23 protein-coding genes and 2 pseudogenes are annotated in these 22,458 nt (G+C 69.5%); 17 read left to right on the plus strand and 8 right to left on the minus strand.

Annotated features, from left to right (window positions below; all coding sequences use genetic code 11):
• From E1294_RS41725 to E1294_RS41740, 4 genes are all read right to left on the minus strand, one after another.
• On the minus strand, positions 1–2,457 hold a 2,457-nt coding region (locus E1294_RS41725), incomplete at its 3' end, for an FAD-binding and (Fe-S)-binding domain-containing protein (RefSeq protein ID WP_132516590.1).
• A gap of 6 nt (positions 2,458–2,463) precedes the next feature.
• Positions 2,464–3,477 (minus strand): zinc-dependent alcohol dehydrogenase, encoded by a 1,014-nt coding sequence (locus tag E1294_RS41730; protein ID WP_132516592.1) that lies wholly within the window; start codon positions 3,475–3,477, stop codon positions 2,464–2,466.
• On the minus strand, positions 3,465–3,737 hold the full coding sequence (locus tag E1294_RS41735) for a fumarylacetoacetate hydrolase family protein (RefSeq protein ID WP_342775143.1): 273 nt from the start codon (positions 3,735–3,737) through the stop codon (positions 3,465–3,467). Before E1294_RS41735 ends, E1294_RS41730 begins: the two co-directional genes overlap by 13 nt.
• A gap of 42 nt (positions 3,738–3,779) precedes the next feature.
• Positions 3,780–4,550: an IclR family transcriptional regulator gene (locus E1294_RS41740; RefSeq protein ID WP_246083666.1), complete on the minus strand. Its 771-nt coding sequence runs from the start codon at positions 4,548–4,550 to the stop codon at positions 3,780–3,782.
• A 140-nt stretch (positions 4,551–4,690) separates the two neighbouring features.
• On the opposite strand from E1294_RS41740, the gene E1294_RS41745 reads away from it, so the two are divergent.
• From E1294_RS41745 to E1294_RS41775, 9 genes are all read left to right on the plus strand, one after another.
• On the plus strand, positions 4,691–6,400 hold the full coding sequence (locus tag E1294_RS41745) for an IlvD/Edd family dehydratase (protein WP_132516596.1): 1,710 nt from the start codon (positions 4,691–4,693) through the stop codon (positions 6,398–6,400).
• Between the two features lie 10 nt (positions 6,401–6,410).
• Positions 6,411–6,665, plus strand: coding sequence for a hypothetical protein (locus tag E1294_RS41750; protein WP_220448239.1), 255 nt, complete (start codon positions 6,411–6,413; stop codon positions 6,663–6,665).
• Complete coding sequence (locus tag E1294_RS55050) at positions 6,662–6,745, plus strand: hypothetical protein (protein WP_246083670.1); 84 nt, start codon at positions 6,662–6,664, stop codon at positions 6,743–6,745. The genes E1294_RS41750 and E1294_RS55050 overlap by 4 nt, the downstream gene beginning before the upstream one ends.
• A 283-nt stretch (positions 6,746–7,028) precedes the next feature.
• Complete coding sequence (locus E1294_RS41755) at positions 7,029–7,355, plus strand: PadR family transcriptional regulator (RefSeq protein WP_132516598.1); 327 nt, start codon at positions 7,029–7,031, stop codon at positions 7,353–7,355.
• Positions 7,352–7,708, plus strand: a complete 357-nt coding sequence (locus E1294_RS41760) for a DUF1048 domain-containing protein (protein WP_132516600.1) — start codon at positions 7,352–7,354, stop codon at positions 7,706–7,708. Before E1294_RS41755 ends, E1294_RS41760 begins: the two co-directional genes overlap by 4 nt.
• 1 nt (position 7,709) lies before the next feature.
• Positions 7,710–8,036, plus strand: coding sequence for a DUF1048 domain-containing protein (locus E1294_RS41765; RefSeq protein ID WP_132516602.1), 327 nt, complete (start codon positions 7,710–7,712; stop codon positions 8,034–8,036).
• Between the two features lie 482 nt (positions 8,037–8,518).
• Positions 8,519–8,839: a GbsR/MarR family transcriptional regulator gene (locus E1294_RS58480; RefSeq protein ID WP_132516604.1), complete on the plus strand. Its 321-nt coding sequence runs from the start codon at positions 8,519–8,521 to the stop codon at positions 8,837–8,839.
• Positions 8,794–8,964: a hypothetical protein gene (locus tag E1294_RS53505; protein WP_165977766.1), complete on the plus strand. Its 171-nt coding sequence runs from the start codon at positions 8,794–8,796 to the stop codon at positions 8,962–8,964. Before E1294_RS58480 ends, E1294_RS53505 begins: the two co-directional genes overlap by 46 nt.
• Entirely contained in the window at positions 8,961–10,181 is a 1,221-nt protein-coding gene (locus E1294_RS41775; RefSeq protein WP_132516606.1) for a glycosyltransferase, read from the plus strand. Before E1294_RS53505 ends, E1294_RS41775 begins: the two co-directional genes overlap by 4 nt.
• A gap of 357 nt (positions 10,182–10,538) precedes the next feature.
• Here E1294_RS41775 and E1294_RS41780 read toward each other — a convergent pair whose 3' ends face one another.
• Entirely contained in the window at positions 10,539–11,207 is a 669-nt protein-coding gene (locus E1294_RS41780; RefSeq protein WP_132516608.1) for a helix-turn-helix domain-containing protein, read from the minus strand.
• Between the two features lie 165 nt (positions 11,208–11,372).
• Here E1294_RS41780 and E1294_RS41785 point away from each other — a divergent pair, with 165 nt between their 5' ends.
• The 6 genes and pseudogenes from E1294_RS41785 to E1294_RS41815 all read left to right on the plus strand — a co-directional run bounded on the left by E1294_RS41785 (position 11,373) and on the right by E1294_RS41815 (position 16,364).
• Complete coding sequence (locus E1294_RS41785) at positions 11,373–12,578, plus strand: cytochrome P450 (protein WP_132516610.1); 1,206 nt, start codon at positions 11,373–11,375, stop codon at positions 12,576–12,578.
• A gap of 5 nt (positions 12,579–12,583) precedes the next feature.
• On the plus strand, positions 12,584–13,525 hold the full coding sequence (locus tag E1294_RS41790) for an ATP-binding cassette domain-containing protein (protein ID WP_132516612.1): 942 nt from the start codon (positions 12,584–12,586) through the stop codon (positions 13,523–13,525).
• Positions 13,522–14,280, plus strand: coding sequence for an ABC transporter permease (locus E1294_RS41795; protein WP_132516614.1), 759 nt, complete (start codon positions 13,522–13,524; stop codon positions 14,278–14,280). The genes E1294_RS41790 and E1294_RS41795 overlap by 4 nt, the downstream gene beginning before the upstream one ends.
• Positions 14,281–14,738: 458 nt before the next feature.
• Positions 14,739–14,804, plus strand: a pseudogene (locus E1294_RS58485) (hypothetical protein); the annotation flags it as partial.
• A 211-nt stretch (positions 14,805–15,015) separates the two neighbouring features.
• Positions 15,016–15,954, plus strand: coding sequence for an aminotransferase class III-fold pyridoxal phosphate-dependent enzyme (locus E1294_RS41810; protein WP_132516616.1), 939 nt, complete (start codon positions 15,016–15,018; stop codon positions 15,952–15,954).
• Positions 15,951–16,364 (plus strand): RidA family protein, encoded by a 414-nt coding sequence (locus tag E1294_RS41815; protein ID WP_132516618.1) that lies wholly within the window; start codon positions 15,951–15,953, stop codon positions 16,362–16,364. Before E1294_RS41810 ends, E1294_RS41815 begins: the two co-directional genes overlap by 4 nt.
• Before the next feature lie 6 nt (positions 16,365–16,370).
• Here the strand turns inward: E1294_RS41815 and E1294_RS58490 are convergent.
• Positions 16,371–17,543: pseudogene (locus E1294_RS58490) on the minus strand (Tn3 family transposase); the annotation flags it as partial.
• A 67-nt stretch (positions 17,544–17,610) separates the two neighbouring features.
• Here E1294_RS58490 and E1294_RS41830 point away from each other — a divergent pair.
• The gene (locus E1294_RS41830) at positions 17,611–17,853 is read left to right on the plus strand and encodes a hypothetical protein (RefSeq protein WP_132516624.1); all 243 of its coding nucleotides are present in this window, start codon (positions 17,611–17,613) and stop codon (positions 17,851–17,853) included.
• 1,108 nt (positions 17,854–18,961) lie between these two features.
• Positions 18,962–19,519: a TetR/AcrR family transcriptional regulator C-terminal domain-containing protein gene (locus E1294_RS41840; protein WP_246083668.1), complete on the plus strand. Its 558-nt coding sequence runs from the start codon at positions 18,962–18,964 to the stop codon at positions 19,517–19,519.
• 292 nt (positions 19,520–19,811) lie between these two features.
• On the opposite strand, the gene E1294_RS41850 is transcribed toward E1294_RS41840, so the two are convergent.
• Both E1294_RS41850 and E1294_RS41855 read right to left on the minus strand, forming a co-directional pair.
• Positions 19,812–21,650 (minus strand): ABC transporter ATP-binding protein, encoded by a 1,839-nt coding sequence (locus E1294_RS41850; RefSeq protein ID WP_132516628.1) that lies wholly within the window; start codon positions 21,648–21,650, stop codon positions 19,812–19,814.
• On the minus strand, positions 21,647–22,458 hold an 812-nt coding region (locus E1294_RS41855; protein WP_132516630.1), incomplete at its 5' end, for an ABC transporter ATP-binding protein. The genes E1294_RS41855 and E1294_RS41850, both read right to left, overlap by 4 nt.

Raw genomic sequence — 22,458 nt, forward strand, 5'->3', positions numbered from 1 at the left:
GGGCTGGGGGAGGCGGGGCAGGAGGTGCTGGGCGGTGTAGGCGACGGCGTCGAGCACCTGGACGGGCAGCGCCTCCGCGAGGCGATGGAAGCCCTCGGTGCAGGAGGCGGCGTCGCAGATGACCGGGATGCGGCCACCGTCAGTGGCTTCCAGGAGCGTGGCGCGCACGCGGTCGCCCATCGTCTCGTAGCCGTCGGTGTACCCCTTGGAGGACCAGGGTGTACCGCAGCACAGCCCACCGATTCCCTCCGGGACGTGCAGCCGCACGCCCGCGCGCCTGGCCAGTCGCGCGAACGCGATCATCACGCCGGGCCCGCCGTCGGCGGGGGCGAACATGGTGTTCAGGCATGACGGAAGGTAGACCGCGTCGGCCTCGGGATTCGGCGCAGGGCGGCGACGCAGCCCGCCGCGCGGCAGGTCGCGGCCCCACTGGGGGACGGTTTCCGGGGTGGTGAGGGCGCGGGCGGCGCGGCTTGCGGCCTCGGGAAGCGCAGGCGGGGTGGCGGCGGCGGTGTCCAGCGCCAGGTTCATCGCCCGGGTGACGCCGTCCCAGTGCTTGGCGGCCGTCTTCCAGCCCTGCTGCGCCAGGCGGCCGTGGCGTTCGGCGCGCAGGCGCTTGGTCAGGTCGCCGGTGTTGATGCCGACAGGGCAGGCGGTGGCGCACATGCCGTCCACGGCGCAGGTGTCCACGGCGTCGTAGGCGTACTCGGATTCCAGCTCGCGGGCGAGGGCATGGTCGCCGGCGGAAACGGCGGTGGCCAGCTCGCGGCGCAGCACGATGCGCTGGCGCGGGGTGGTGGTCAGGTCGCGGCTCGGGCAGACGGGCTCGCAGTAGCCGCACTCCACGCAGCGGTCCACCTCGGGCTCGACGGTGACGACGGCCTTGAGGTCGCGCAGGTGGGCGTCGTCGCGCTCGGTGAGGACGACGCCGGGGTTGAGAGTGCCCTTCGGGTCACACAGGCGCTTGATCTCGCGCATCACCTCGTACAGCTCGTCGCCGTACTGGCGGCGCACGAACGGCGCCATGACCCGGCCGGTGCCGTGCTCGGCCTTGAGCGTGCCGCCTCCGGACAGGACCGCCTCGACCATGTCCTCGGTGAAGGCGGCGTAGCGCTCCAGTTCGGTGTCGAAGCGCTCGTTGAGCATGAAGTGCAGGTTGCCGTCCTTGGCATGGCCGAAGATGACGCTGCGCTCGTAGCGGTGCCGGACGAACAGGGCGGTCAGCTCGTCGCAGAGCTCGGCCAGGGCAGGCACCGGGACGGCGACGTCCTCCAGCAGGGCGGTGGTGCCGCTGGGGCGGGCGCCGGCGACCGAGGCGTACAGGCCCTTGCGGATGTGCCACAACGCCGCCCGGTCGCCGGAGTCCCTGCTGAGACGGGCGGGCGCCGCCAGCGACAACGAGGGGAACAGCTCGTCGGCGGCGCGTTCGCGGTCGGACAGATGATCGGAGTGCGATTCCTGCCATTCGACGAGGAGCGCTGCGTGCTCGGCGACGGTGAGGGTACGCAGGACGTCGTCCGCCTTCGGGTCGGTCTGGGCCACGCGCAGGGATTCGGCGTCCAGCAGCTCGACGGCGGCTGGCTCGGCGGCGACCAGGTCAGGCATGGAGGCCATGGCCTGGCTCAGGGTGGGGAAGACGAGCAGGCCGGTGGCGGCCAGCCGGTGGGCGGGCACCGTGCGGAAGACCGCCTCGGCGACGAAGCCGAGCGTGCCCTCGCTGCCGATGACGAGATGGGCGAGGATCTGCGCGGGGGAGTCGTGGTCGAGGAAGCTGTTGAGGCCGTACCCCATGGTGTTCTTGAGCGAGAACTGGGCGGTGATCCGGCGGACCGAGCCGGGATTGGCCCGCACGCGGTCGCGCAGCCGTTCCAGGCCCTGCGCCAGCTCGGGTTCGAGCGTGCGCAGGCGCTTGTCGGCGTCGGGGGCGCCGGTGTCGAGGACGGTGCCGCTGGGCAGCACGATCGTCATCGATTCCAGGGTCCGGTACGTGTTCGCGTGCGTGCCGCAGGTCATGCCGCTGGAGTTGTTGGCCACCACGCCGCCGATCGTGCACGCCGACTCGCTGGCCGGGTCGGGGCCGAGCTTGCGGCCGTACGGGGCGAGGCGGGCGTTGGCGTGCCGCAGCACCGCGCCCGGCTGCACTCGCACCCGCTGCCCGTCGTCCAGCACCTCGATCCCGCGGAAGTGGCGACGGGTGTCCACGAGGAGATGCTCGGTGACACCCTGCCCGCTCAGGCTGGTGCCACCTGAGCGGAAGGTGAGGGGAAGACCGGTACGCAGCAGCGCGCCGACCTGCTCGGCGCTCTCGGGCACCACCACCGCCTGCGGGGTGAGCAGGTAGTGCGAGGCGTCGTGGGCCATGCCGAGCCGGTCGCTCACCCGCGCCCTGGTGATGCCAGGAACGGCGGTCTCCACCGCGGCGAGGAGAGCGGGGTCCGCCATATCGATCACGTTCATACTCTCTTATCGTCGCGGGTCGATGTGGATCTTAGGGCCCGGCCCGGCACCGGTCGGCCGGCGTCCGGCGAGGACGCCGGCGGTCTCGGTGAGGCCGACCGTGGCGGCCACGAGCGGGCTGGCGTCGACCGAGCCGCCGGCGTAGGCGGCGATGGCTCCGGCCAGGCCGGCCGAGCCGCCGAGGATGCCGACGGCGGTGACGTCCTTGAGCGCCAGATCGCGGGTGTCGATCCCGGACGGGGTACCGGCCAGGCCGATGTAGACGACACGCCGGCCGGGCTCGACGAGGTCGAGCGCGAGAGCGGGCAACTCGGGCGCATTGGACGCGTCGATGACGGCATCCCAGGATAGCGACGGCAGTGCCCCCCGGGTCCAGGCATCGGTGAAGCCGAGGCTCTCGGCTAGGTGTAGACCGTGGTCGTCGCGCCCCATCACGTGGACCTCGGCTCCGTCGGCCCGGGCGAACAGCGCCGTGAGGAGGCCGATCGTGCCCGTGCCCAAGACCAGAACCCGCTCGCCCGCCTCCAGCCCCGCGGCGCGGACGGCCCGCAGAGCGTTGCCTCCGGGCTCGACGAGGGCGCCGAGAGCGGGATCCACGATGTCCGGCAGGTGGTGCAGGGCCGTGGCGGGCACCGCGAGTTGCTCGGCGAGCGCGCCCGGGCGGCCCCGGCTGATGCCGATCTCGGCAAGCTCAGCGCACACGTGGTGGCGGCCGGCCCGGCAGCGGTCGCAGTGACCGCAGCCGAGCATGGTGTCGCCGGTGACTCGCTGTCCGAGCCATGAAGGGCTCACGCCCTCGCTCACCGAGCTGACGCGCCCGCACCACTCGTGGCCGGGACGGAGCGGGTACCACGAACGGCCGGTGTGCAGGTAGCTCATCGCGCCGGTGAACAGCTCGACGTCCGTGCCGCACACACCGGCCCGCTCGATGTCCACCACCACTTCACCTGGCCTGGCGACAGGCGGTTCGACCTCGTGGACCTCAGCCTCACCAGGGCCCGTCAGGATCACAGTACGCATCTATCGGGCTCCCGCGACGTGCTGGCGCTGGGTGCCGAGGCCGTCGATTCTTCGACCGAGCCGAGGTAGGAGGTGCGGCGGCCGATGACGATGCCCAGCTCCTCCTCCAGGTCGGTCGTGGTCGAGCCGCGCGGGATGCGCACGTCGTCGTACGGGCCGATGAGCGTGTTGGGCGACTTGGTGAACAGGATCGGCTCGGCCGGGACGGCCTGGCCGGTCTCGGCGGCGTGGTCGCTGGAGTCCAGGCCGATGCACAGGATCTGGTGCGGCCGGGCGCGCCGAGGCCGGGGCCGAGGTGAACTTCACGTGGGTTTCTTCCCCGTGACGATGGCACGGATGGCGGCCACGTCGTCGATGAGCGTCCGCAACGGGGTCCGGTAGGCCAGGCCGCTGACGCTGATCGCACCGCTGGGCGTCGTGGGAGAGGTCAGGTACGCCGGAACCGCCAGGCAGTTGACGCCTGGCTCGCTCTCCTGATCGTCGACGGCGTAACCCCGCTCGCGAACGCCCTTCAGCTCGGTGTGCAGGCCCTCCAAGGTGGTGATGGAGCGCTCGGTGCGGCGCTCCAGTGCCCGGTCGCCCACCCACGCGCGGACCGCGTCCTCGTCCGGCAGGACATGGGCCAGCAGGAGCTTGCCGACGGCCGTGCAATGTGCGGGGTTGCGCCCGCCGACGACCGAGGTGAGCCGGACCGCGCCGGCCGCCGGGTCCAGCTTGGAGCGGTAGACCACCGAGTCGCCGTCCAGCACCGCGTAGTGCACCGTCTCGCCGTACCGGTCGCACAGCGCCTTGAGCACCGGGGTGACCCGCACATGATCGGGCCGGGCCTGGTGATGGGCGAAAGCCATCCGCAGGAACTCATCTCCCAGCACGTAGCGGCCATGACCGTTCTGCGCGGCGAACCCGGCACGGCGCAGTGCGGCCAGCGCCCGGTGCACGGTCGGCTTCGCGCTGGCGACCGCGCGGGCCATCTCCTCCAGCCCGATCCCGTCGGGATGGCGGGCCAGCTCAGCCAGCACCGCCAGCACGCGGTCGGACCCGACGAGCTTGGGCTCGTCGATCAGCTCGGACACGTTCCGAACGTTAGACCACCATTCCATAGAACGGAAGTTCTTCTCGACGCGGATTCCGCCTAGTGACGTGTGGGGTTACTCTTCTGCTGGGTTTCATAAGTCGGAGCAAAGTTCCAATTAATGGAAAGAGTGGTGGCCTGATGGCGGAGAGCCGAAGCGCTCAGTGGTACGCCGGTAGCGACCGCAACGCCTACATCCATCGGGCGTGGATGCGGCGCGGGCTGCCGTCCGACACGTTCGACGGCCGGCCGCACATCGCCATCGCCAACACCGCCTCCGACCTCACCCCCTGCAACATGCATCTGAACGAGGTCGCCGAGCACGTCAAGCGCGGCGTGTGGGAGGCGGGCGGCGTGCCGCTGAACCTGCCGGTCGTCTCCCTCGGCGAGACGAACGTCCGGCCCACCGCGATGCTCTGGCGCAACATGGCGGCGATGGCCATCGAGGAGATGCTGCGCGCCAACCCGATCGACGGCGTGGTGCTGCTGGGTGGCTGTGACAAGACCATCCCCGCCCTGCTGATGGCCGCCGCATCGGTGGACCTGCCCGCCGTGGTGGTGCCGGGCGGGCCCATGCTCACGGGACACTTCCGCGGCGCCGCGCTGGGCTGCGGCACGGACGTGTGGAAACTCAGCGAAGAGGTACGCGCCGGCACACTCGGCGGCGAGGCGTTCCTGCGCTCGGAGTCGTCGATGATCCGAAGTAAAGGCCACTGCAACACGATGGGCACCGCCTCCACCATGGGCCTGCTGGCCGAAGTGCTCGGCATGACCCTGCCCGGTCTGGCCGGCACCCCCGCCCCCGACAGCCGCCTGCTGGAAGGCGCCCACGAGACCGGCCGTCTGATCGTCGGGATGATCGCCGCCGAACGCCGTCCCAGCACCGTCCTGACGCGCGGTTCGTTCCTCAACGCCATCGTCGCTCTGGCCGCGCTCGGCGGCTCCACCAACGCCGTCGTCCACCTGCTGGCCATCGCCGGCCGGCTCGGCGTCGAACTGACCCAGGACGACTTCGACCGCACCGGCTCCGGCGTCCCCCTCCTGGTGGATCTGCAACCGGCGGGCCGCCACCTGATGGACGACCTGTACCGCGCGGGCGGCCTGCACGCCGTGCTCCACCAGGTACGCGACCTGCTCGACCCCCAGACGATCACCGTCACCGGAGAGCCCCTGGTCGGCCACCTCGAGAACGTGACGATTCACGACCCCGAGGTCATCCGCACCCGCGGCGAACCTCTCCAGCAGGACGCCGGCATCGCCGTCCTGTATGGCAACCTCGCCCCCGGCGGTGCCGTCATCAAGCCCGCCGCCGCCTCACCGCACCTGCTCAAGCACCGTGGCCCGGCCGTGGTGTTCGATTCCATCGAGAACCTGCACGCCCGCCTCGACGACCTGGACATCACCCCCGACTCGGTGCTGATCCTGCGCGGCTGCGGCCCCAAGGGCTACCCCGGCATGCCCGAAGTGTCCAATATGCCGCTGCCGCCCAAGCTGCTCGCCCAGGGCGTGCGCGACATGGTACGCATCTGCGACGGGCGGATGAGCGGCACCGCCTACGGCACCGTCGTGCTGCACGTCGCCCCCGAGGCCGCCGCCGGCGGGCCCCTCGGCCTCGTCCGCACCGGCGACGTGATCATCCTGGACGTCGAGAACCGCCGCCTCGACATCGACCTTCCCGCGGAGGAACTGGCCGCCCGCCGGCCGTCACCGGAGATGACGCAGGCGTTCGCCCGCCCCTCCCGCGGCTGGCAGCGCCTCTACGTCGAGACCGTGCGGCAGGCCAACACCGGCGCCGACCTCGACTTCCTCGTCGGCTCCAGCGGCGACCACGTGGCCCGCGAATCCCACTGAGAGGACCTCCATGTCCCGCACCGCCCTCGTCACCGGCGGCGTCAGCGGCCTGGGCAAGGCCGCCGCCCTCCGTCTCGAAGCCGACGGCGTCAAAGTGATCACGCTCGACGTCGCCGACGGTGCCGACCTCGTCGTGGACGTCACCGACCCGGCCGCCCCCGCCGTGATCGAGACCCCGATGAACGCCGGCACCGGCCCCGAGGCCCTGGCTCACATCACCAGCCTCATCCCCGCGTCGGAAAGCCGGAGGAGGTCGCCGAGTTGATCGCCTGGCTGGCCTCCGACAAGGTCAGCTTCTCCACCGGCGCCGTCTACGACATCAGCGGCGGCCGGGCCACTTACTGACGGTCCGCTTCGCTGTCTTCCGACCCGCTCGCCGTGTTCGCGGGCGCGCCGACGTCGGCTCCGGGTTGCGCCCCTTCCACGCCGTGCCGGCGGCGGCCGGTTGGTCACACGACGAGCCCTCCGTGCTGGCTCGCCCTGATCAGCGGCGTCCGACCGTCCAGGCGGGCCGATGATTCGAATCGTTGCCGTGGTCTGCGCTCACGGGGCACGGGTTCACTACTCTGTGCTACTTTGTAGTAGTACTCGGTGCTACAAAGTACCAGGAGACCGAAGAGGACCCACGATGGACGACCTGACGGAGATGCTGAAGGGCACGCTTGAGGGCTGCGTGCTTGAGATCATCGGCAGCGAGGAGACCTACGGGTACGCCATCACGCGTCGGCTGAACGAACTCGGCTTCGCCGACGTCGTGGAGGGGACGGTTTACACCATCCTGCTGCGGCTGGAGAAGAACGGGCTCGTCCAGGTGACGAAACGACCGTCCGGGCTGGGCCCGCCGCGCAAGTTCTATGCGCTCAACGACGCGGGGCGCGCAGAACTCGCAACGTTCTGGGCGAAATGGGCGTACATCACATCCCGGATCGACAAGCTCAAGGAGGGCGGGAGATGAAAGTCTGGGAGACCATGACAGGCAGCGATCTCACCAGGGAATGGAAGGCGTTCGAAGTCCGGGCCGAGGCATTGCCGGCCGACCACCGGGCGGCGTGGGAAGAGATCAAAGGTCGTCTTTTTCCCTACTCGGACTTCACCGGCCGCAACCTGATGCCGATTCTCGACGGTGCTCTGGGGCTGCTCGAAGAGACGGCGTCCGATGGGCAGAGCATTCACGAGGTGCTGGGTGACGACATCGAGGGCTTCTGCGCGGCGCTGGCCGGCGGAGAAGGGGCTCGGACCTATCGCGACCGGTGGCGCGAGCAGTTGAACAGGAACGTCGCCAGGAAACTGGGCCGGCTAGGAGGCTGACGTGGGCATCCGGCACATCATCGAGGGCAAGAGGCAGTGGCGGGAACACATGGCGCGGGTCAAGGCGCTCCCGCCGGACTATCAGATCGTCTACAAGGAGATTCAGAGGTACGTCTTCAAGGTCGGACCGATCGACTTGCTCGACGGGCCCCTGCTCTCAGGGATCATCGATTTCTTCGAGGAGGGCGTCGCGGCCAACAGGGGAGTCCTGGAACTCATCGGCAACGATGTCGCTGCCTTCTGCGACGACCTGATCAAGGACTCACGCACCTACGCGGATATCTATCAAAAGTCCATCAGCGGGAAACCCGGCACGGCCGAGAAGTAACACCCGTCGCCCGCGGGAGCGAGGAACCGGCGGGCAGCCGTTGGCGCTTCACTGCGGTGCCGGCGACCTTGTCGTCGAGCAACGCGTACAGCTGGGTGGACCGCCTCGGCCTTCGAGGGCGCCAAGCCGCCGTCGGGTGGCGGGCAGCGGTGGGCGGGTAGCGGCGTCATCTTCTGGACGCGGGACGGCGGCGTACGTGTGGAGAACCTGGCCAGTATGCGCGCCGCCTTCCCTAGGCACGCCGACCTCCTCACCGCTCATCGCGCGGACCCGGTACGGCATCCCGGCGGCCCGGACATCCAGGCGATCAGGCCCATGAGAGTGAGCACGGGGATGGCGATCAACGCGAAGACACCGGTCGGTACGGTTCAGGGGCTTGAGCGAGCGCGTCCAGGTCGCCCGAGAGCTTGCGCCGGGCAGCACGCCTCGCCATTCGGTCGGATTGTTCGCATAAATCCGAACAATCCGATACATTGGTTTCCATGGGTGTGGATCAGTTCGTGGAGGACGCCGGGCTCTTCTATGCGCGGTTGGGACTGAGCCGGACGGCTGGGCGGGTGATGGGTTGGCTCCTGACTGCTGAATCGGGCAGCGCGGACGCGCCCGAACTGGCCGAGGGGCTGGCCGTGGCCAAGAGCAGCATGAGTATCGCGCTGCGGCAACTGGAGCAGGCGGGTCTGGTCGAGCGGTTTCGGGTGCGGGGCGGGACCGCTACCGGCTGGCCGAGAACGTCTTCGCCCGCGCTTTCCGCGCCAAGATGGCCGAGTTCGGGGGCTTCCGGGCGCTGGCCGAGCAGGGTCTGAAGGCGGTGGGCGACGCCCCCGCGCGTCGGCGACGTCTGGAGCTCATGCGGGACATGTACGCGTTCATGATGGACCGTTTCCCCGCCCTGCTGGACGAGTGGGACGAACTGAGGGTCAAGCGATGAGACCGTTGCTGATCACTGTGGGCAGCCGCGGAGACGTCCAGCAGTTCCTGGCGCTGGCGCGCGGGCTGCTGGCCGCCGGGCACCGGCCGGTCCTGGCCGCGCCCCGCCGGTTCCAGCCGCTCGCGGCCGGGCACGGGGTGGAGTTCGTACCGCTCAACGACGAGATGTTCGCGCTGCAGGACTCCGTCAAGGGGCAGGGCGTGCGCGCGGCCATCACCGCCGCGCGATCGGTCAGGCCGATCCTGCGCCGCCTCCTGGACGATCAGGCGGCGCTCGCGGCGCGCCCGGCCGACGTCGTCGTGTACCACCCCAAGTCTCTCGGCGGGCCCTACGTCGCGGAGAAGCTCGGCGTCCCGGCGTTCGCCGGTCTGCTGATCCCTCTGTACGTGCCGACGGCCGCCTTTCCTTCTCCCATCTTCCCGGTGCGGCCGCCGGGCCCGCTCAACCGGGCGAGCTGGCGGGTCGCCGCCGCGGTCGAGGCCCCGTACCGGGGCACGATCCGCAGGTGGCGGGCCGAGGCGCTCGGCCTGCAGGACGGCTTCGTGCCGATGGCCGAGCTGGTCAAGACCGGCAACGTGCTGCACGCCTGGAGCACGCATCTGCTGCCCGCGCCCGCTGACTGGCCCGGCTCGGCTCGCCCCATCGGGTTCTGGACGATGCCCGCGGACGACACCTGGACTCCGCCCGAGCGGCTGGCTCGCTTCCTGGATCAGGGCGAACCGCCCGTCTACGTGGGCTTCGGCAGCTCGACCACAGATCACCCCGAGTTGTTGACCGCCGCCGTCCTGGAAGGTGTCCGGATGGCCGGGCGCCGGGCCGTGCTGGCCACCGGCTGGGGAGCGCTGCGGCCGGGCGCGGTCGCGGACGATGTCCTGGTGATAGAGGAGGCACCGCACGGCTGGCTGCTGCCACGCGTCGCCGTCGCCGTTCATCACGGCGGCGTCGGCACGGTCTCAGCGGCCCTGCGTGCGGGGGTGCCTCAGGTGGTCCGCCCGTTCGTCGGCGATCAGCCGTTCTGGGCCGCCCGCCTGCACCACCTCGGCGTCGCCCCGGATCCGCTGCGGGGCCGTCTCACTGCCGCCCGGCTGGCCGCCGCCATTGAGAACGCGGCAGAGCTGGCGCCGACCGCCCGCATGCTGGCCGGACACGTTGGCGCTGAAGACGGCGTCGCCGCCGCCGTGGCTCGCATCACCGGCTGTGCCGGCTCCCACACGTGAGCACCGTCGAAGTTTCCGATCAGCTGGGCACCAGGTCCGACCAACACTGCGAGATCTCGTTCGGAATCGTCCCTCTCGGTCATGAGCCGGGACCATGGACATCCCCTCCGGTGCCTGTCTTCTGAACTGGACAAACTCGGCAGGCGGTTGAGCAGTAGCGGCGGCGACGTCCCGTCGCAGGCTGGCTGACGGTTGCCCGCCTTCGGGAGCCTCGCACGGAGCTTCGCTACATGGTTCCGCTGGCGTTGAGCTGGGTGCGGGGAGTTTCGTTACGCGGGTCGAACAGGGCCTCGTGGGTGTTGAGAGGGCGATTGGACCACAGCACGTGTAATCGGGGGCACAATCCCAGCGGTGTGATCACGGCGGGAGGCCGCGCCAGCGTTCGGCCGACGCCAGAGCGTCCAGGCTGATCCGCTCCAGGAACGCACCGCCTCTGGCCAGGCGGCGTCCCACGGGTGTGCCGAGCCCGAGCGTCTGTCCCGCCGCCTTCGCGACCTCCGCCGCCGCGAGCGTCTGCCGCGAGCTGATCACCGTCGAGTGGTACCAGGCGTCGTCGTCGACCACGTAGATGTCGCGGCGCCGCTGCGGATCACGCTCGCGCCTGATCAGCCCCTGCTGGGTCAGGTAGCCCACCGCCATGGAGATCGAGGCGGGACTGACGTTCAGCCCGCGCGACAGCTCGGCCGCGGTGAGCCTGCCGTCCTCGCTCAGCCACAGGCCGATGAGCACGCGCGCCACCATCTTCGGCAGGCCCATCCCGACCGCCAGTTCGACGGCTCCCTCTTCCACCTCGAAGACCTTGCGGTCCTGGGGTTCGGCCGCGGCCGAACGGGCCGGGGTGCCGCGCCGCGCCCGCCGCGCTGCCGCCTGGTGCGCCCGCTCGGGCCGGTAGTCGCCGGGGCCGCCGTTGCGGCCGACCTCGCGGCTGATCGTCGAGGTCGGCCGGTCCAGCCGCCTGGCGATCTCGGCGTAGGAACGTCCTTCTGCGAGGCCGGTCGCGATGCGCCGGCGGTCCTGCTGGGTCAACCTTCCTTCTGACACCACACCATGATTGCGTTCGGGCGCCACACAATGCAATGTTTCATTGCATTCAGCTCCACCGTCAACGCATCACTTTACTGGCATTGACCTGCGCTTATGTGAGCTGGTTGATTGACAGAATTTCCGAAGGCAACGTAGCTTTCAATGGTGATGAACAAGTACTATCGCGACGAGCCGGTCACTCTGTCCTTCGACCGCGCACCCACCGGTCCCTTCGATCCCGCCCCTTCACTCACCGCCCTGCGCGCAGAGCAGCCGATCGCCCGCCTGGCCGCACCCGAGGGCGCCCCCGGCGTCTGGATGATCACCGGATACGACCTGGTCCGCCAGATCCTCGCCGACCCACGGTTCAGCTCCCGCTACGAAACCCACTACCACCCCCTGGTGGGCGGGCACCTGCCGCCCGCCCCCGCCGGCGACCTGACCGGCATGGACGCACCCCAGCACACCCGCTTCCGCAAGCTGCTGGCGGGCAAGTTCACCGTCCGCAGAATGAACCTGCTCACCGAGCGGGTCACCGAGATCACCCGTGAGCGGCTCGACGCGATGGAGCAGCAGGGGCCGCCCGCCGACCTCGTCGAGGACTTCACGCAGCCGGTTCCAGCGCTGATGATCTGCGACCTGCTCGGCGTGCCGTACGGGGACCGCGACCAGTTCCAGAGCTCCACCCGGGCCCTTTCGGACACCGGGACCGCCGAGGCGCAGTACGCCGCCTTCGTCGAGATCGGCACGTACCTGCGGGAGCTCGCGCTCGCCAAGCGGGCCAGGCCGACCGGCGACCTGCTCAGCGACCTGGCCACCGGCGGCGACCTGGCCGACGAGGAACTCGGCGGCGTGGCCGCGTTCCTGCTCGGCGCCGGGCTCGACACCACCGCCAACATGCTCGCGCTCGGCACCTTCGCCCTGCTGCGCAACCCGGCCCAGCTCACCGCCCTGCGCGGCGACCCCGACCTGGCCGCCGGCGCCGTGGAGGAACTGCTGCGTTACCTGTCCGTCGCCGCCACCGGTATGCGCGGCGTGCTGGAGGACGTGGAGCTCGGCGGCAGGCGGCTCAAGGCGGGCGACACGGTCATCATCGCGATCAACGCCGCCAACAGGGACCCGGCCAGGTTCCCCGACCCCGACGTGCTCGATCTGCACCGCTCGGCCGCCGGGCATCTGGCCTTCGGCCACGGCGTCCATCAGTGCCTCGGTCAGCAGCTTGCCCGCATCGAGATGCGTGTCGCGTTTCCCGCGCTGCTCATCCGCTTCCCGACGCTGCGGCTCGCCGTACCGGCTGAAGAGCTGTCGCTGCGCACCGACCCCTCGCAGGTGTACGGCGTGCACAGCCTGCCCGTCACCTGGGATCGGGGGTGAACGCGATGCGAACCTTCGTCTCGGTGACGGGGATGCGTAAGTCTTACGGCGCCCACCGCGTCCTGGACGGCATCGACCTCACCATCCCGCAGGGCACCGTCTTCTCGCTGCTCGGCCCCAACGGCGCGGGCAAGACCACCACAGTGCAGATCCTGTCCACCCTGATCAAGGCCGACGCGGGCGAGATCCGGGTCGCCGGGTACGACCTGGCCAGGGAACCCGGCAAGGTGCGTGCCGCGATCGGCGTCACCGGCCAGTTCTCCGCGGTCGACAGCTTCCTCACCGGCGAGGAGAACCTGCGACTCATGGCCGACCTGCTCCACCTCGGCCGCGCCAAGGGCCGCACGCGCGCCCGTGAACTGCTGGAGCGCTTCGACCTCACCGACGCCGCGCGCAACCCCGCGGCCACCTACTCGGGCGGCATGCGCCGCCGGCTCGACCTCGCCATGACCCTCGTCGGCACTCCCAGGCTCATCTTCCTCGACGAACCGACCACGGGCCTGGACCCGCGCAGCCGCCGCACCATGTGGCAGATCGTCCGGAACCTCGTCCAGCAGGACGGCGTGACCATCTTCCTGACCACCCAATACCTGGAGGAGGCCGACGAACTCGCCGACCGCATCGCCCTGCTCAGCCAGGGGCGGCTGGTGGCCGAGGGCACCCCTGAGGAACTCAAGCGCATGGTCCCCGGCGGCCACATCGTCGTACGCTTCGCCGACCCCGACGGTTACCTCAGGGCGGCCTCCCACCTGAGGGCCACCTCGCGCGACGAGGAGTCCCTCACGGTGCAGATCCCCGACACCGGCGTCAGCACGCTGCGCAAACTCCTGGAATGGCTCGACGCACAGGCCATCGACGTCGCCGAGCTGTCGGTGCACACACCCGACCTGGACGACGTCTTCCTCGCCCTGACCCAGGAGCCCTCGACCAAGGAGCCCTCCCGATGAGAGCGGTCACCGACTCGGCGACGATGCTGCGCCGCCAGGTCAAGCACATCTGGCGCTACCCCACGCTGATTCTCACGTTCGCGTCCGTGCCCGTGGTGTTCCTGCTGCTGTTCGTCTACGTCTTCGGCGGCACCATGAGCGCGGGCATCGGCGCCGACCGCGCCGCCTACGTCGGTTACCTCACCCCCGGCATCATGATCACGACGATCGTCGGGGCCGCGCAGGGGACCGCGATCTCGGTGGCGACCGACATGACCGAGGGCATCATTGCCAGGTTCAAGACCATGGCCATCGCCCGCGTCTCGGTGCTCACCGGGCACGTACTCGGGGCGATGGTGCAGACGTTCCTCGCGATTGCCATGGTGACCGTGGTGGCGTTGCTGATCGGATTCCGCCCGTCCGCCTCGGTGCCGGACTGGCTCGGCGTGGTCGGTGTGCTGGCCATGTTCACCTTCGCGATCACCTGGCTGTCGGTCGCGCTCGCCATGGTCACCAAGAACGTGGCCACGGCCATCAACCTGCCGATGCCGCTGATGCTGCTGCCGTTCCTCGGCAGCGGCTTCGTCCCGACCGAGTCGATGCCGGCTGGTTTGCGCTGGTTCGCCGAGCACCAGCCGGCTACCCCTGTCATCGAGACGCTGCGCGCGCTGCTGGCCGGGCGTCCGGCCAGGTCCAGCTTCCTGGAGGCGGCTGTGTGGAGCGCGGGTATCGCCCTGGTCGGTTATCTGTGGGCACGCAGGCTCTACAACCGGTGAGGTTCACCGGATTCGGTCCAGATCGGACACGTCACCGCAGGCGTGAGGTGCCGTCCGGCAGGCGCAGCAACCGGGGCAGCAGGTGGGCGGTCCCGCTGTCCCAGTACACCCACTCGATCGCGCCGCCCTTGGAGGTGACGAGGCACGCCGGTTGTCCAGGTCGAGGTCTTCGACGTTGAGCGCGAGAATCTCCGATGCTCTGGCGGCCGTTTCTTAGAGCATCCGCCACAGGGTCTTCTCCCGTAGCGGGACCTCGCGGCGCGACAGTAGCCGGTGCAGGGTCATCCGGGTCTCGTCCGGGGTTTCCTTACGGCGTTCTGCCTCGGCTGGTACCGACGGCGTCGCCCAGCGTTTGATGGTGCGGCACCAGGTGAGCCAGGAGCTGACCGCGGCGCTCGGTACCGCGAGTAGAGATCGACGCTCATGCAAGAATCTTCCATGTGGATGCTGCTGATCGCATGATTCTTCGGGAATTGACATCGAACGGCAGGGCTTCTCTCGAGGTGCTGGCGCGAGCGGCCAATCTCGCTCCGTCTTCCGTCAAGCGCCGCCTGGACCGTCTGGAGCGGTCAGGAGCGATCCGGGGATACACGGTCCTGCTGGCTCCCGATGCGTTCGGAACCCGCATCGAGGTCCTCATGGAGATCACTGCTGTGGCAGGCACCCAACGCGGCCCCCTTACCGATGCTCTAGCAGCGCAGCCCGAGGTCACCCAAGCCTGGACGGTGGCGGGCGATGCTGATGCCCTCGCGGACGGCGACCGGCCGAGAGCACGTGCTCGTCCTCGACTGGGCCTATCACGGCATCCTCAGCTCCCTCGTCGAGCTGAGCCCGTACAAATTCAACCGGGCCGGCGGCAACGGGCCTGGGCCGCGGGTGCGCGTGTGCGAACTACCCGACCCGTACCGAGGACAATACGGCGACGACGGCCCGCGCTACGCCACCGACGTCGCCACTCACTGCGCCGACGCACCACCGGCCGCCTTCTTGCACGAGACGATCCTGGGCTGCGCCGGTCAGGTCGAACCGGCTCCGGGCTGCCTCGCGGCGGCGTACGCCGGTGCACGCGAGGCAGGCGCCCTGTGCATCGCCGACGAGGTGCAGTGTGGATTCGGCCGCGTCGGCAGCCACATGTGGGCATTCGAGGCACACGACGTGGTGCCCGACATTGTGACACTGGGCAAGCCAATCGGGAACGGTCACCCACTCGGCGCCGTGGTCACCACACCAGCCATTGCACGCGCCTTCCAGACCGGCATGGAGTACTTCACTACCTACGGCGGCAACCCGGTCTCGTGCGCCGCCGGCCTCGCGGTCCTGGACGTGCGCCGCGATGAGCGACTGATGGCGCACGCGGCCCAGATCGGGACGTATCTGACCGCAGGGCTGACCGAGTTGTCCACACATCATCCGATCATTGGCGACGCGCGGGGGCGTGGCTTGTTCCTCGGAGTGGACCTGGTCGAAAACCGGGCCACCAAGCGTCCTGCGGCTGAAGCGGCAGCGCGCGTCGTGGAGCTGGCCCGCGAGGATGGGATGCTGCTGTCCCGGGACGGCCCTCACGGCAACGTGTTGAAGATCAAACCGCCTTTGGTGCTCACCCGCGCGGAGGCCGAAACCGCCCTGGCGACCTTGGACCGAACGCTCACCAGCACAAGCGAAGTCACCACATGAAAGGCCCGACAGTGACGGCAAATCGAGTCGTTTTCACACCCATTCAGCCACCTGACGCCCCTCCTGCGCTCGGGGGATACGTCCAAGCGCTGACCGTGACCGGCGCCTCACGGCTGGTTTTCGTCAGCGGACAGATTCCCGAGCCCCCCGACGGCCACGTACCTGATGACTTCGAGACGCAATGCCGAACCGTGTGGAACAACATCCTGGCGTGTCTGGCCGGCGCAGGTCTTGGAGTATCCAGCCTGGTGAAGGTCACCACGTTCCTCTCGAAGCGCGAGTACGCCGACACCAACTCGGCGATACGCCGCGAAATCCTCGGCGATCACCACCCGGCACTGACGGTGATCATCTCGGAAATCTTCGACAAGCGATGGCTGCTCGAGATCGAAGCCATCGCGGCCGACTGATGGCGATCAAGCGGCTAGGCCGACTTCGGTGAAGTCGACCTCCTTCAGGAGGGGATCGAACGGGTTGGGCTGGCGGTGTAGGTCGTCGGTGGCGTAGGCGCCGAAGCGGCTGATGTGGGCACGTAGGTGGGGCGCGATCTGGCCGAGCTGGTCGGCGGTGATTTGCCAGCCCTCAGCAATCAGGTCGCGCACGATGTCGGAGACGTCCAGGGCGTTGTGGAAGACGACGAGGTTGGCCAGCAGCGTGTTGAACTTGATCAGTTTCTCCTGCCCTACGGGGTCGTTGTCGGCCAGCACCCCACCGAACCCGAGCCACTTGGAATATCCGTTGGAGGACTCGACTTTGTTGGTCGCGGCGGTGCCGCGCGCCCGCAGCGCCGGGTCGGCCAGATAGCGCAGCAGAGCAATCCCCACCTGCATCAGGTCGGCCCAGTGCTTCTCGATCAGCTTCCAGTCGATGACGTTGCGGCCGCTCTCGCCGAACAGCTGGTCGATGTGCGGGTAGGCGATCTTCTCAGAGGCGCGGAAGAAGATCAGGTCCTAAAGTTGCGGATGCGCGGCACCCGGCGGCCACCGTGTTGCCGTCCCCCAGGCCTTGCCCACGTCCAGCTCGGCGAAGGCGTTGACCACATCGGCGATCGCGGCGTTCAGCTTCTTCAGGGTGATGTGCCGGTTGCGGACCATGGACAGCTCGCGGGCGGTGACGCCGGCGATGTGCTTGGCCGCCTCGTACGGACCGATGTTGATCCCGCCGGTGAACACCGCCAGCGAGTACCGCCCCAACTTGTCCTTGATCTTGGGGTCGGAGCCGAAGGCGGGACCGAAGCGGCGATACCAGGTGAGCCAGTGGGCGCAACGCGCGACGATCGACAGCAGCGAGCGTTCGGGCATACGCCGCTCGGCCTCGGCATCGGTGCCCTTGCCGCGGCGGCGTTTGAGGGTGGGCACGCCGCCCTCGTCGATGACCAGGTCGGCGTTGTGGAGATAGCCGGCGTCCAGGTGCGCGGCCGCCGTCAGGTGGGCGTCCTTGAGGTGGGCGACGAAACCGGCGGGGGTGTCGGGCAGCCCGACCTCCTCGCAGAACGCCGCCAGTTTCGACTGGCATTCTTCCCAGGGCAGCAGGTGGGCGCTCCAGTCGGCGTACTCGTACGAGCCGAGCACAGCCATGTCCCCGGCCCGCGTCGTGCTTCACGCCCTGGCGTTGGCGCACCAGCTTGCGATGCGCCTTCGCACTGCCGGAGGAGCCATGGTCTGGCCAGACGTCGTCGGCCAACTCCAGGCAGCGCCGAACGTGGTCGATCACCATCTCGGGGATCTCGTCCGGGGAGAAAAAGCGCGCCATCTCTGGAAGCACTTCAACGCCAGCACCAGCGCGAAGCACGACTCCGGGCTGCCGGTCCGTTTTTCGGCCCAGTCCACCTCTTCCGGCGAGGGCGTGAAGAACACGTGCAGTACCCGCGCCGACGTCAGCCGCTTGAACCGCGGATAGGCGGTCCGCTCGATCCAGGTCATTTCAGGCCGTCCCTCGCCTCGATCCCGGCGTCCAGACGCCGAAACCGTAGCGACGATCACTTGGTCTGCACCCCCGGGGTAACGGTTCGCCCTTGATTTACTTTGTAAAGGCGCACGGTATATATAACGAACTTCTAATCGCCAACAAGGTACGGGCTCCGCCCGTACGTCTTCAAAAAAAGACCTGCGTCGACCTCGCGTAGTGCCCCGTGCGTCGCGGTCGACCTCGCGCGGGTTGCATGCCTGTCCATGGCCGACTACGCGGTCGTCGCGACCGCGTAGGACGAGGAGTGCGTCCGCGTCAGCCGCCTGGCCGCCCGCACGAACTGGGCACACGGCCGCCTGTCCCGCCAGGCAGGCCGCGAAGATGTCCTGCTCACCGAAGCGGGCTGGCGGGCGCACAAGGGGGAGAGCTCCGCAGGGGAGTGATGGGTGAAGCCCGCCACATCGGGGTTCCAGGGGAGTGGCGGGGAAGGAACTTGAGTCCCGACCGCACCACTCCCAACGATGAGGGTTTGTGGTGTGGGTGATCGCTTGAGGCTGTTCCGTTCTGGGTCGTCGGCTACGGCTCCTCCCAGCGTGGCAAGGCCGCCGCCGACCGGTCGCGGTGGGCGAGCGGTCGGCGGCGATCCGCACCGGAGGCTCCTGGAGGACGGAGCCCGTTCTCCCTGTCGGAAGATACTGTCGTTAATCTGAGCGTGGAATCGGCCACCTGGAGCGGCGTTTCATCACTCGCTGTCGGCTTTTCGAGCCGCTGCGGGTCGGGGGGACGCCCTGTCGGGGAGATCGTGTTTGGCCGACGGGCCGGGGGCCGGAGAATCCTGGCGGAAGGTCGTCCCGGCTCGCCGCCCAACAGGCCGACGGCACACCCCAGTAAGGAACCACGCGATGAGCACCCCGCGCGCCTTCCCCCTGAAGCCCGTTCCGATCCACGTGTCCGATGAGGTCCTCGATGACCTGCGCGCCCGCCTCACATCGACCCGGCCGCCGCTGGACGAGGGGAATGGGGACTGTACGTCCCGAGCCGCGACGACCTCGTCGAGCTCATCGCCGACCGGCTGCAGGGCGAGGTCGACGTCGAGGGCATGCCCTCCGGCGACTGGCGCGCGGATCTGACGCGCTACGCCGAAGGGCTGCGGGCGATGTGGCTGCGGCACCCGTGGATCGCCACCGTGCAGCGGTCACTGCCCAGCTTCGGTCCCAACCAGCTGCGCCAGATCGAACGGGTGATGGGTGCCCTCGACCCGCACGTCTCCATCGACGAGAACCTCGGCCTCATGGCCATGCTGAACGGCTATATCGAGGGCACCGTCCGCGAGGAGATCAGCTCGGCCAGGGAATTCCGCCGCAGCGGGCTCAGCGAGTCGGAGTGGATGACGCGGAGCTCCCCGCGTGTCCATCAGTTGCTGGAGAGCGGGGACTATCCGATCTTCAGCAAGATCGTGATGGAGGCGCGCCGGCCGCACCTGAGCCGCGACGACCAGTTCCGGTACGGGCTCCAGCGCGTCCTCGACTGCATCGCCGCAACCCTCCCGTCAACGGCCGAGTCTCCGATGCCGGCGCACCGAGAGGGGTGGGAAGACCAGGACGGGCCAGGGCAGGCTCGTAGCCGGCCATCCGAGAGGGCATCAAGAGCGAAATAGACGAGGCGCGCGCCCTCGACGGCGCGTTCACCATCTGGGCTCGCCGCCAGGTCACCACCGATCCCGTGCCGCGCCGCAGGATCCGCAGCGGACGAACACCCTCGTCATCATCGATCTCCCGCACCTGCACCCGCTCGGCCATGCCGAACAGTCCGGACCGAACACGCTGGGCCGGAGTCGCAGCGTTGATCGGTCTCACCTCCTCGAATTCGCAGTGGTGCACGGCGACGCCGAAGGCATCACAAAGATCATCACCCCTGCCTAGCCAGGGCGAACGTCGTCTGACGCGGCACTAGTCAGGAGGTTCGTTTCCAGCGGACCTCGCCCTGGTGCCACCGGTCAGTGGGCCGCAACCCGCACGATGGCGGACCCGGCCATGCTGACCCCCGGCAGCCGAACCGACGGGCGTGGGACTGCGACGCCCACCCACGCCCGGTATGGAGATGTTCCAGATCTCGGCGTAGCGGCCGCCGTGGTCGAGCAGCTCGTCGTGGCTGCCTTCCTCCACGATCCGGCCGCCGTCCAGAAAGACGATGCGGTCGGCGCGCCGGACGGTCCGCATCCGGTGCGCCACCATCACGACCGTCCGGCCCGCCATCAGGCGCTGGATGCCCTCGTGGACGGCCGCCTCGTTGACCGGGTCCAGCGCCGAGGTCACCTCGTCCAGCAGCACGATGGGCGCGTTCTTCAGCAGCGCCCGCGCGATCGAGACGCGCTGGCGCTCACCGCCTGACAGCAGCGCGCCGCCCTCGCCGACATGCGCCGCCCATCCGCCGGGCAGTCGCTCGATCACGTCGTCCAGCCGGGCCGCGGTCGCCGCCGCCCGCACCTCGGCAACGCCCGCGTCGGGACGGCCCAGGCGCACGTTCTCCTCGATCGTGCCGTCGAAGAGATAGACATCCTGGAAGACGATGGCGATCCGCGCCATCAACTCCTCGGTGCTGATCGTGCGCACGTCCACGCCTCCCACACGCACCGCGCCGGCGTCCACGTCGTAGAAGCGCGCCAGCAGTTGCAGCAGCGTGCTCTTGCCCGCGCCGGACGGCCCGACGACCGCGAGCCGCTGTCCCTCGGGGAGGGTGAGCGTCACCTCGTCGAACACCGTGTGCTCGCCGTGCCGGAAGGTGACGGCGTCGAACTCCAGGCCGTGGTGCGCCGGCTGGATCGGCTCGTGAGGTTCCCGCAGCGGCTCGGTGCGCAGCACCGTCTCGAGTCTGGCCAGCTCCGAACGCGCGCCGCGGAGTTTGCCGCCGATGTCCGACAGCGACAGCAGCGGGTCGGCGCAGCGGGCGGCAAGCACCAGGATCGCCAGGATCTCCGCGGCGCCGATGCTCCCGCCGAGCGCGAGGTAGGCGCCCAGGACCAGTAGCCCGGTGAAGATCGCCTGCACGGTGAGCGTCAGCCCCACGGCGCTGGGCAGCGTTGCCAGCACGGTACGGCGGGAGGCGCGCTGGGCATCCAGCAGCGAGTCGTCGAGCAGCTGGAAGCGTTCGCCGGTCCGGCCGCCGGTCCGCAGCACCGGCTGGGCCTGGAGAAATTCGATGACGCGCCCACTGGCCTCCTGGTCGCGTTCGTGACGCTCGGCGTCGGCGGCGACCGTCGCGCGTGCCGTCCAGGCCTGGATCGCCGCCACGACGGGTGCGGCGAGCAACGCGGCCAGCCCCATCCGCCAGTTGACGGCGGTCATGACGGCCACGATGGTCAGGGGCGTGATCAGGGCGGAGATGAACGGTGCCAGCAGATGCGCGGCCACGCCCATGGCTTGCAGGAGGCCGCGGCCGGCGAGGACGGACACCTCGCCGATGCGACCCGCGTTGTACCAGCCGAGGGGGAGGCGGGCCAGGTGCTCGCCGAGCCGGTGATACATGCCGCGCAACATGGTGGTCCCGACCCGCATGCCGGACAAGTCGCTGATGTAGCGCAGCACGGCGTAGAGGGCGACCGCGGCCCCGAACGCGACCAGCCAGGGCACGGCGTCCGCGGGCGTGCTGCCGAGCAGCGCCCGCAGCACCGGGACCAGCAGCGCGTAGGACAGACCTTCGACCACCGCGGTGATCGTCATCAGGATCACGGTGCGGCGCATGGCCCGGGCGTACTCGTCTCCGAGCACGCGCAGCAGCATTCGGATCATCGGGGCTCGTCTCCTCGCACCAGGCCATCGTGGGTTTCGATCTCGGCGGACTGGTGAGATCGCCAGAACGCGGCGAACCTTCCGCCTCGTGTCAGCAGGTCGGCGGGACGGCCGCGTTCGACGATCGCTCCGTCCTCCAGCACCACGACGGTGTCGGCGTCGGCGACCGTCTCCAGCCGGTGGGCGATGACGACGATCGTGCGGTCGCCGCTCAGCGTCGCCAGGGCCTGGCGGACCGCCTGTCCGGTCCGCGGGTCGGCGAAGGAGGTCGCCTCGTCCAGCACCAGAACGGGCGCGTCGGCCAGCAGCGCGCGGGCGATCGAGATCCGCTGCGCCTCGCCTCCGGACAGCTTGGTCTCTTCACCGAGCACCGTGTCGTATCCGCGCGGCAGCTGGAGGATGCGGTCGTGGATGTCGGCCAGCCGGGCGGCGCGGACCACGTCGTCGCGGCTGGCCCGCGGCGCCGCCAGCGCGATGTTGTCGGCGACCGAGACACGCAGCAGACGGACGTCCTGGAAGACGAAGGACACCTGCCGATACAGCTCCCGGCTGCCGATCTCGCGCAGATCGACGCCGCCAAGAAGGACCGAGCCGTGGGTGGGGTCGAAGAACCGCGGCAACAGCTGGACCAGCGTGGACTTGCCGCTTCCCGACGGCCCGACGACCGCGGTGACCGTCCCCGGCTCCAGCACCAGGTCGATGCCGCGCAGCACCTCGTGGTCGGCCCCGTGGTCGACCTCGTAGGCGAAGCAGACGTCACGCAGTTCCACCCGGTGCCCCTGCGGCGGACGCGGGTGGGCGGGTTCGG

This window comes from Nonomuraea diastatica, assembly GCF_004349015.1.
GTDB classification, from domain to species: Bacteria; Actinomycetota; Actinomycetes; order Streptosporangiales; family Streptosporangiaceae; genus Nonomuraea; species Nonomuraea diastatica.

What these genes read in the sequence shown, in the direction of transcription:
- E1294_RS41730 (WP_132516592.1), bottom strand. Translation starts at nt 3,477, where the DNA reads ATGCGTACTGTGATCCTGACGGGCCCTGGTGAGGCTGAGGTCCACGAG.
- E1294_RS41840 (WP_246083668.1), top strand. Translation starts at nt 18,962, where the DNA reads ATGCCCTCCGGCGACTGGCGCGCGGATCTGACGCGCTACGCCGAAGGG.
- E1294_RS41760 (WP_132516600.1), top strand. Translation starts at nt 7,352, where the DNA reads ATGAAAGTCTGGGAGACCATGACAGGCAGCGATCTCACCAGGGAATGG.
- E1294_RS41755 (WP_132516598.1), top strand. Translation starts at nt 7,029, where the DNA reads ATGGACGACCTGACGGAGATGCTGAAGGGCACGCTTGAGGGCTGCGTG.
- E1294_RS41750 (WP_220448239.1), top strand. Translation starts at nt 6,411, where the DNA reads ATGTCCCGCACCGCCCTCGTCACCGGCGGCGTCAGCGGCCTGGGCAAG.
- E1294_RS41795 (WP_132516614.1), top strand. Translation starts at nt 13,522, where the DNA reads ATGAGAGCGGTCACCGACTCGGCGACGATGCTGCGCCGCCAGGTCAAG.
- E1294_RS53505 (WP_165977766.1), top strand. Translation starts at nt 8,794, where the DNA reads ATGGCCGAGTTCGGGGGCTTCCGGGCGCTGGCCGAGCAGGGTCTGAAG.
- E1294_RS41815 (WP_132516618.1), top strand. Translation starts at nt 15,951, where the DNA reads ATGAAAGGCCCGACAGTGACGGCAAATCGAGTCGTTTTCACACCCATT.
- E1294_RS41830 (WP_132516624.1), top strand. Translation starts at nt 17,611, where the DNA reads ATGGTCTGGCCAGACGTCGTCGGCCAACTCCAGGCAGCGCCGAACGTG.
- E1294_RS41850 (WP_132516628.1), bottom strand. Translation starts at nt 21,650, where the DNA reads ATGATCCGAATGCTGCTGCGCGTGCTCGGAGACGAGTACGCCCGGGCC.
- E1294_RS41810 (WP_132516616.1), top strand. Translation starts at nt 15,016, where the DNA reads ATGCTGATGCCCTCGCGGACGGCGACCGGCCGAGAGCACGTGCTCGTC.
- E1294_RS58480 (WP_132516604.1), top strand. Translation starts at nt 8,519, where the DNA reads ATGGGTGTGGATCAGTTCGTGGAGGACGCCGGGCTCTTCTATGCGCGG.
- E1294_RS41775 (WP_132516606.1), top strand. Translation starts at nt 8,961, where the DNA reads ATGAGACCGTTGCTGATCACTGTGGGCAGCCGCGGAGACGTCCAGCAG.
- E1294_RS41745 (WP_132516596.1), top strand. Translation starts at nt 4,691, where the DNA reads ATGGCGGAGAGCCGAAGCGCTCAGTGGTACGCCGGTAGCGACCGCAAC.
- E1294_RS41790 (WP_132516612.1), top strand. Translation starts at nt 12,584, where the DNA reads ATGCGAACCTTCGTCTCGGTGACGGGGATGCGTAAGTCTTACGGCGCC.
- E1294_RS41785 (WP_132516610.1), top strand. Translation starts at nt 11,373, where the DNA reads ATGAACAAGTACTATCGCGACGAGCCGGTCACTCTGTCCTTCGACCGC.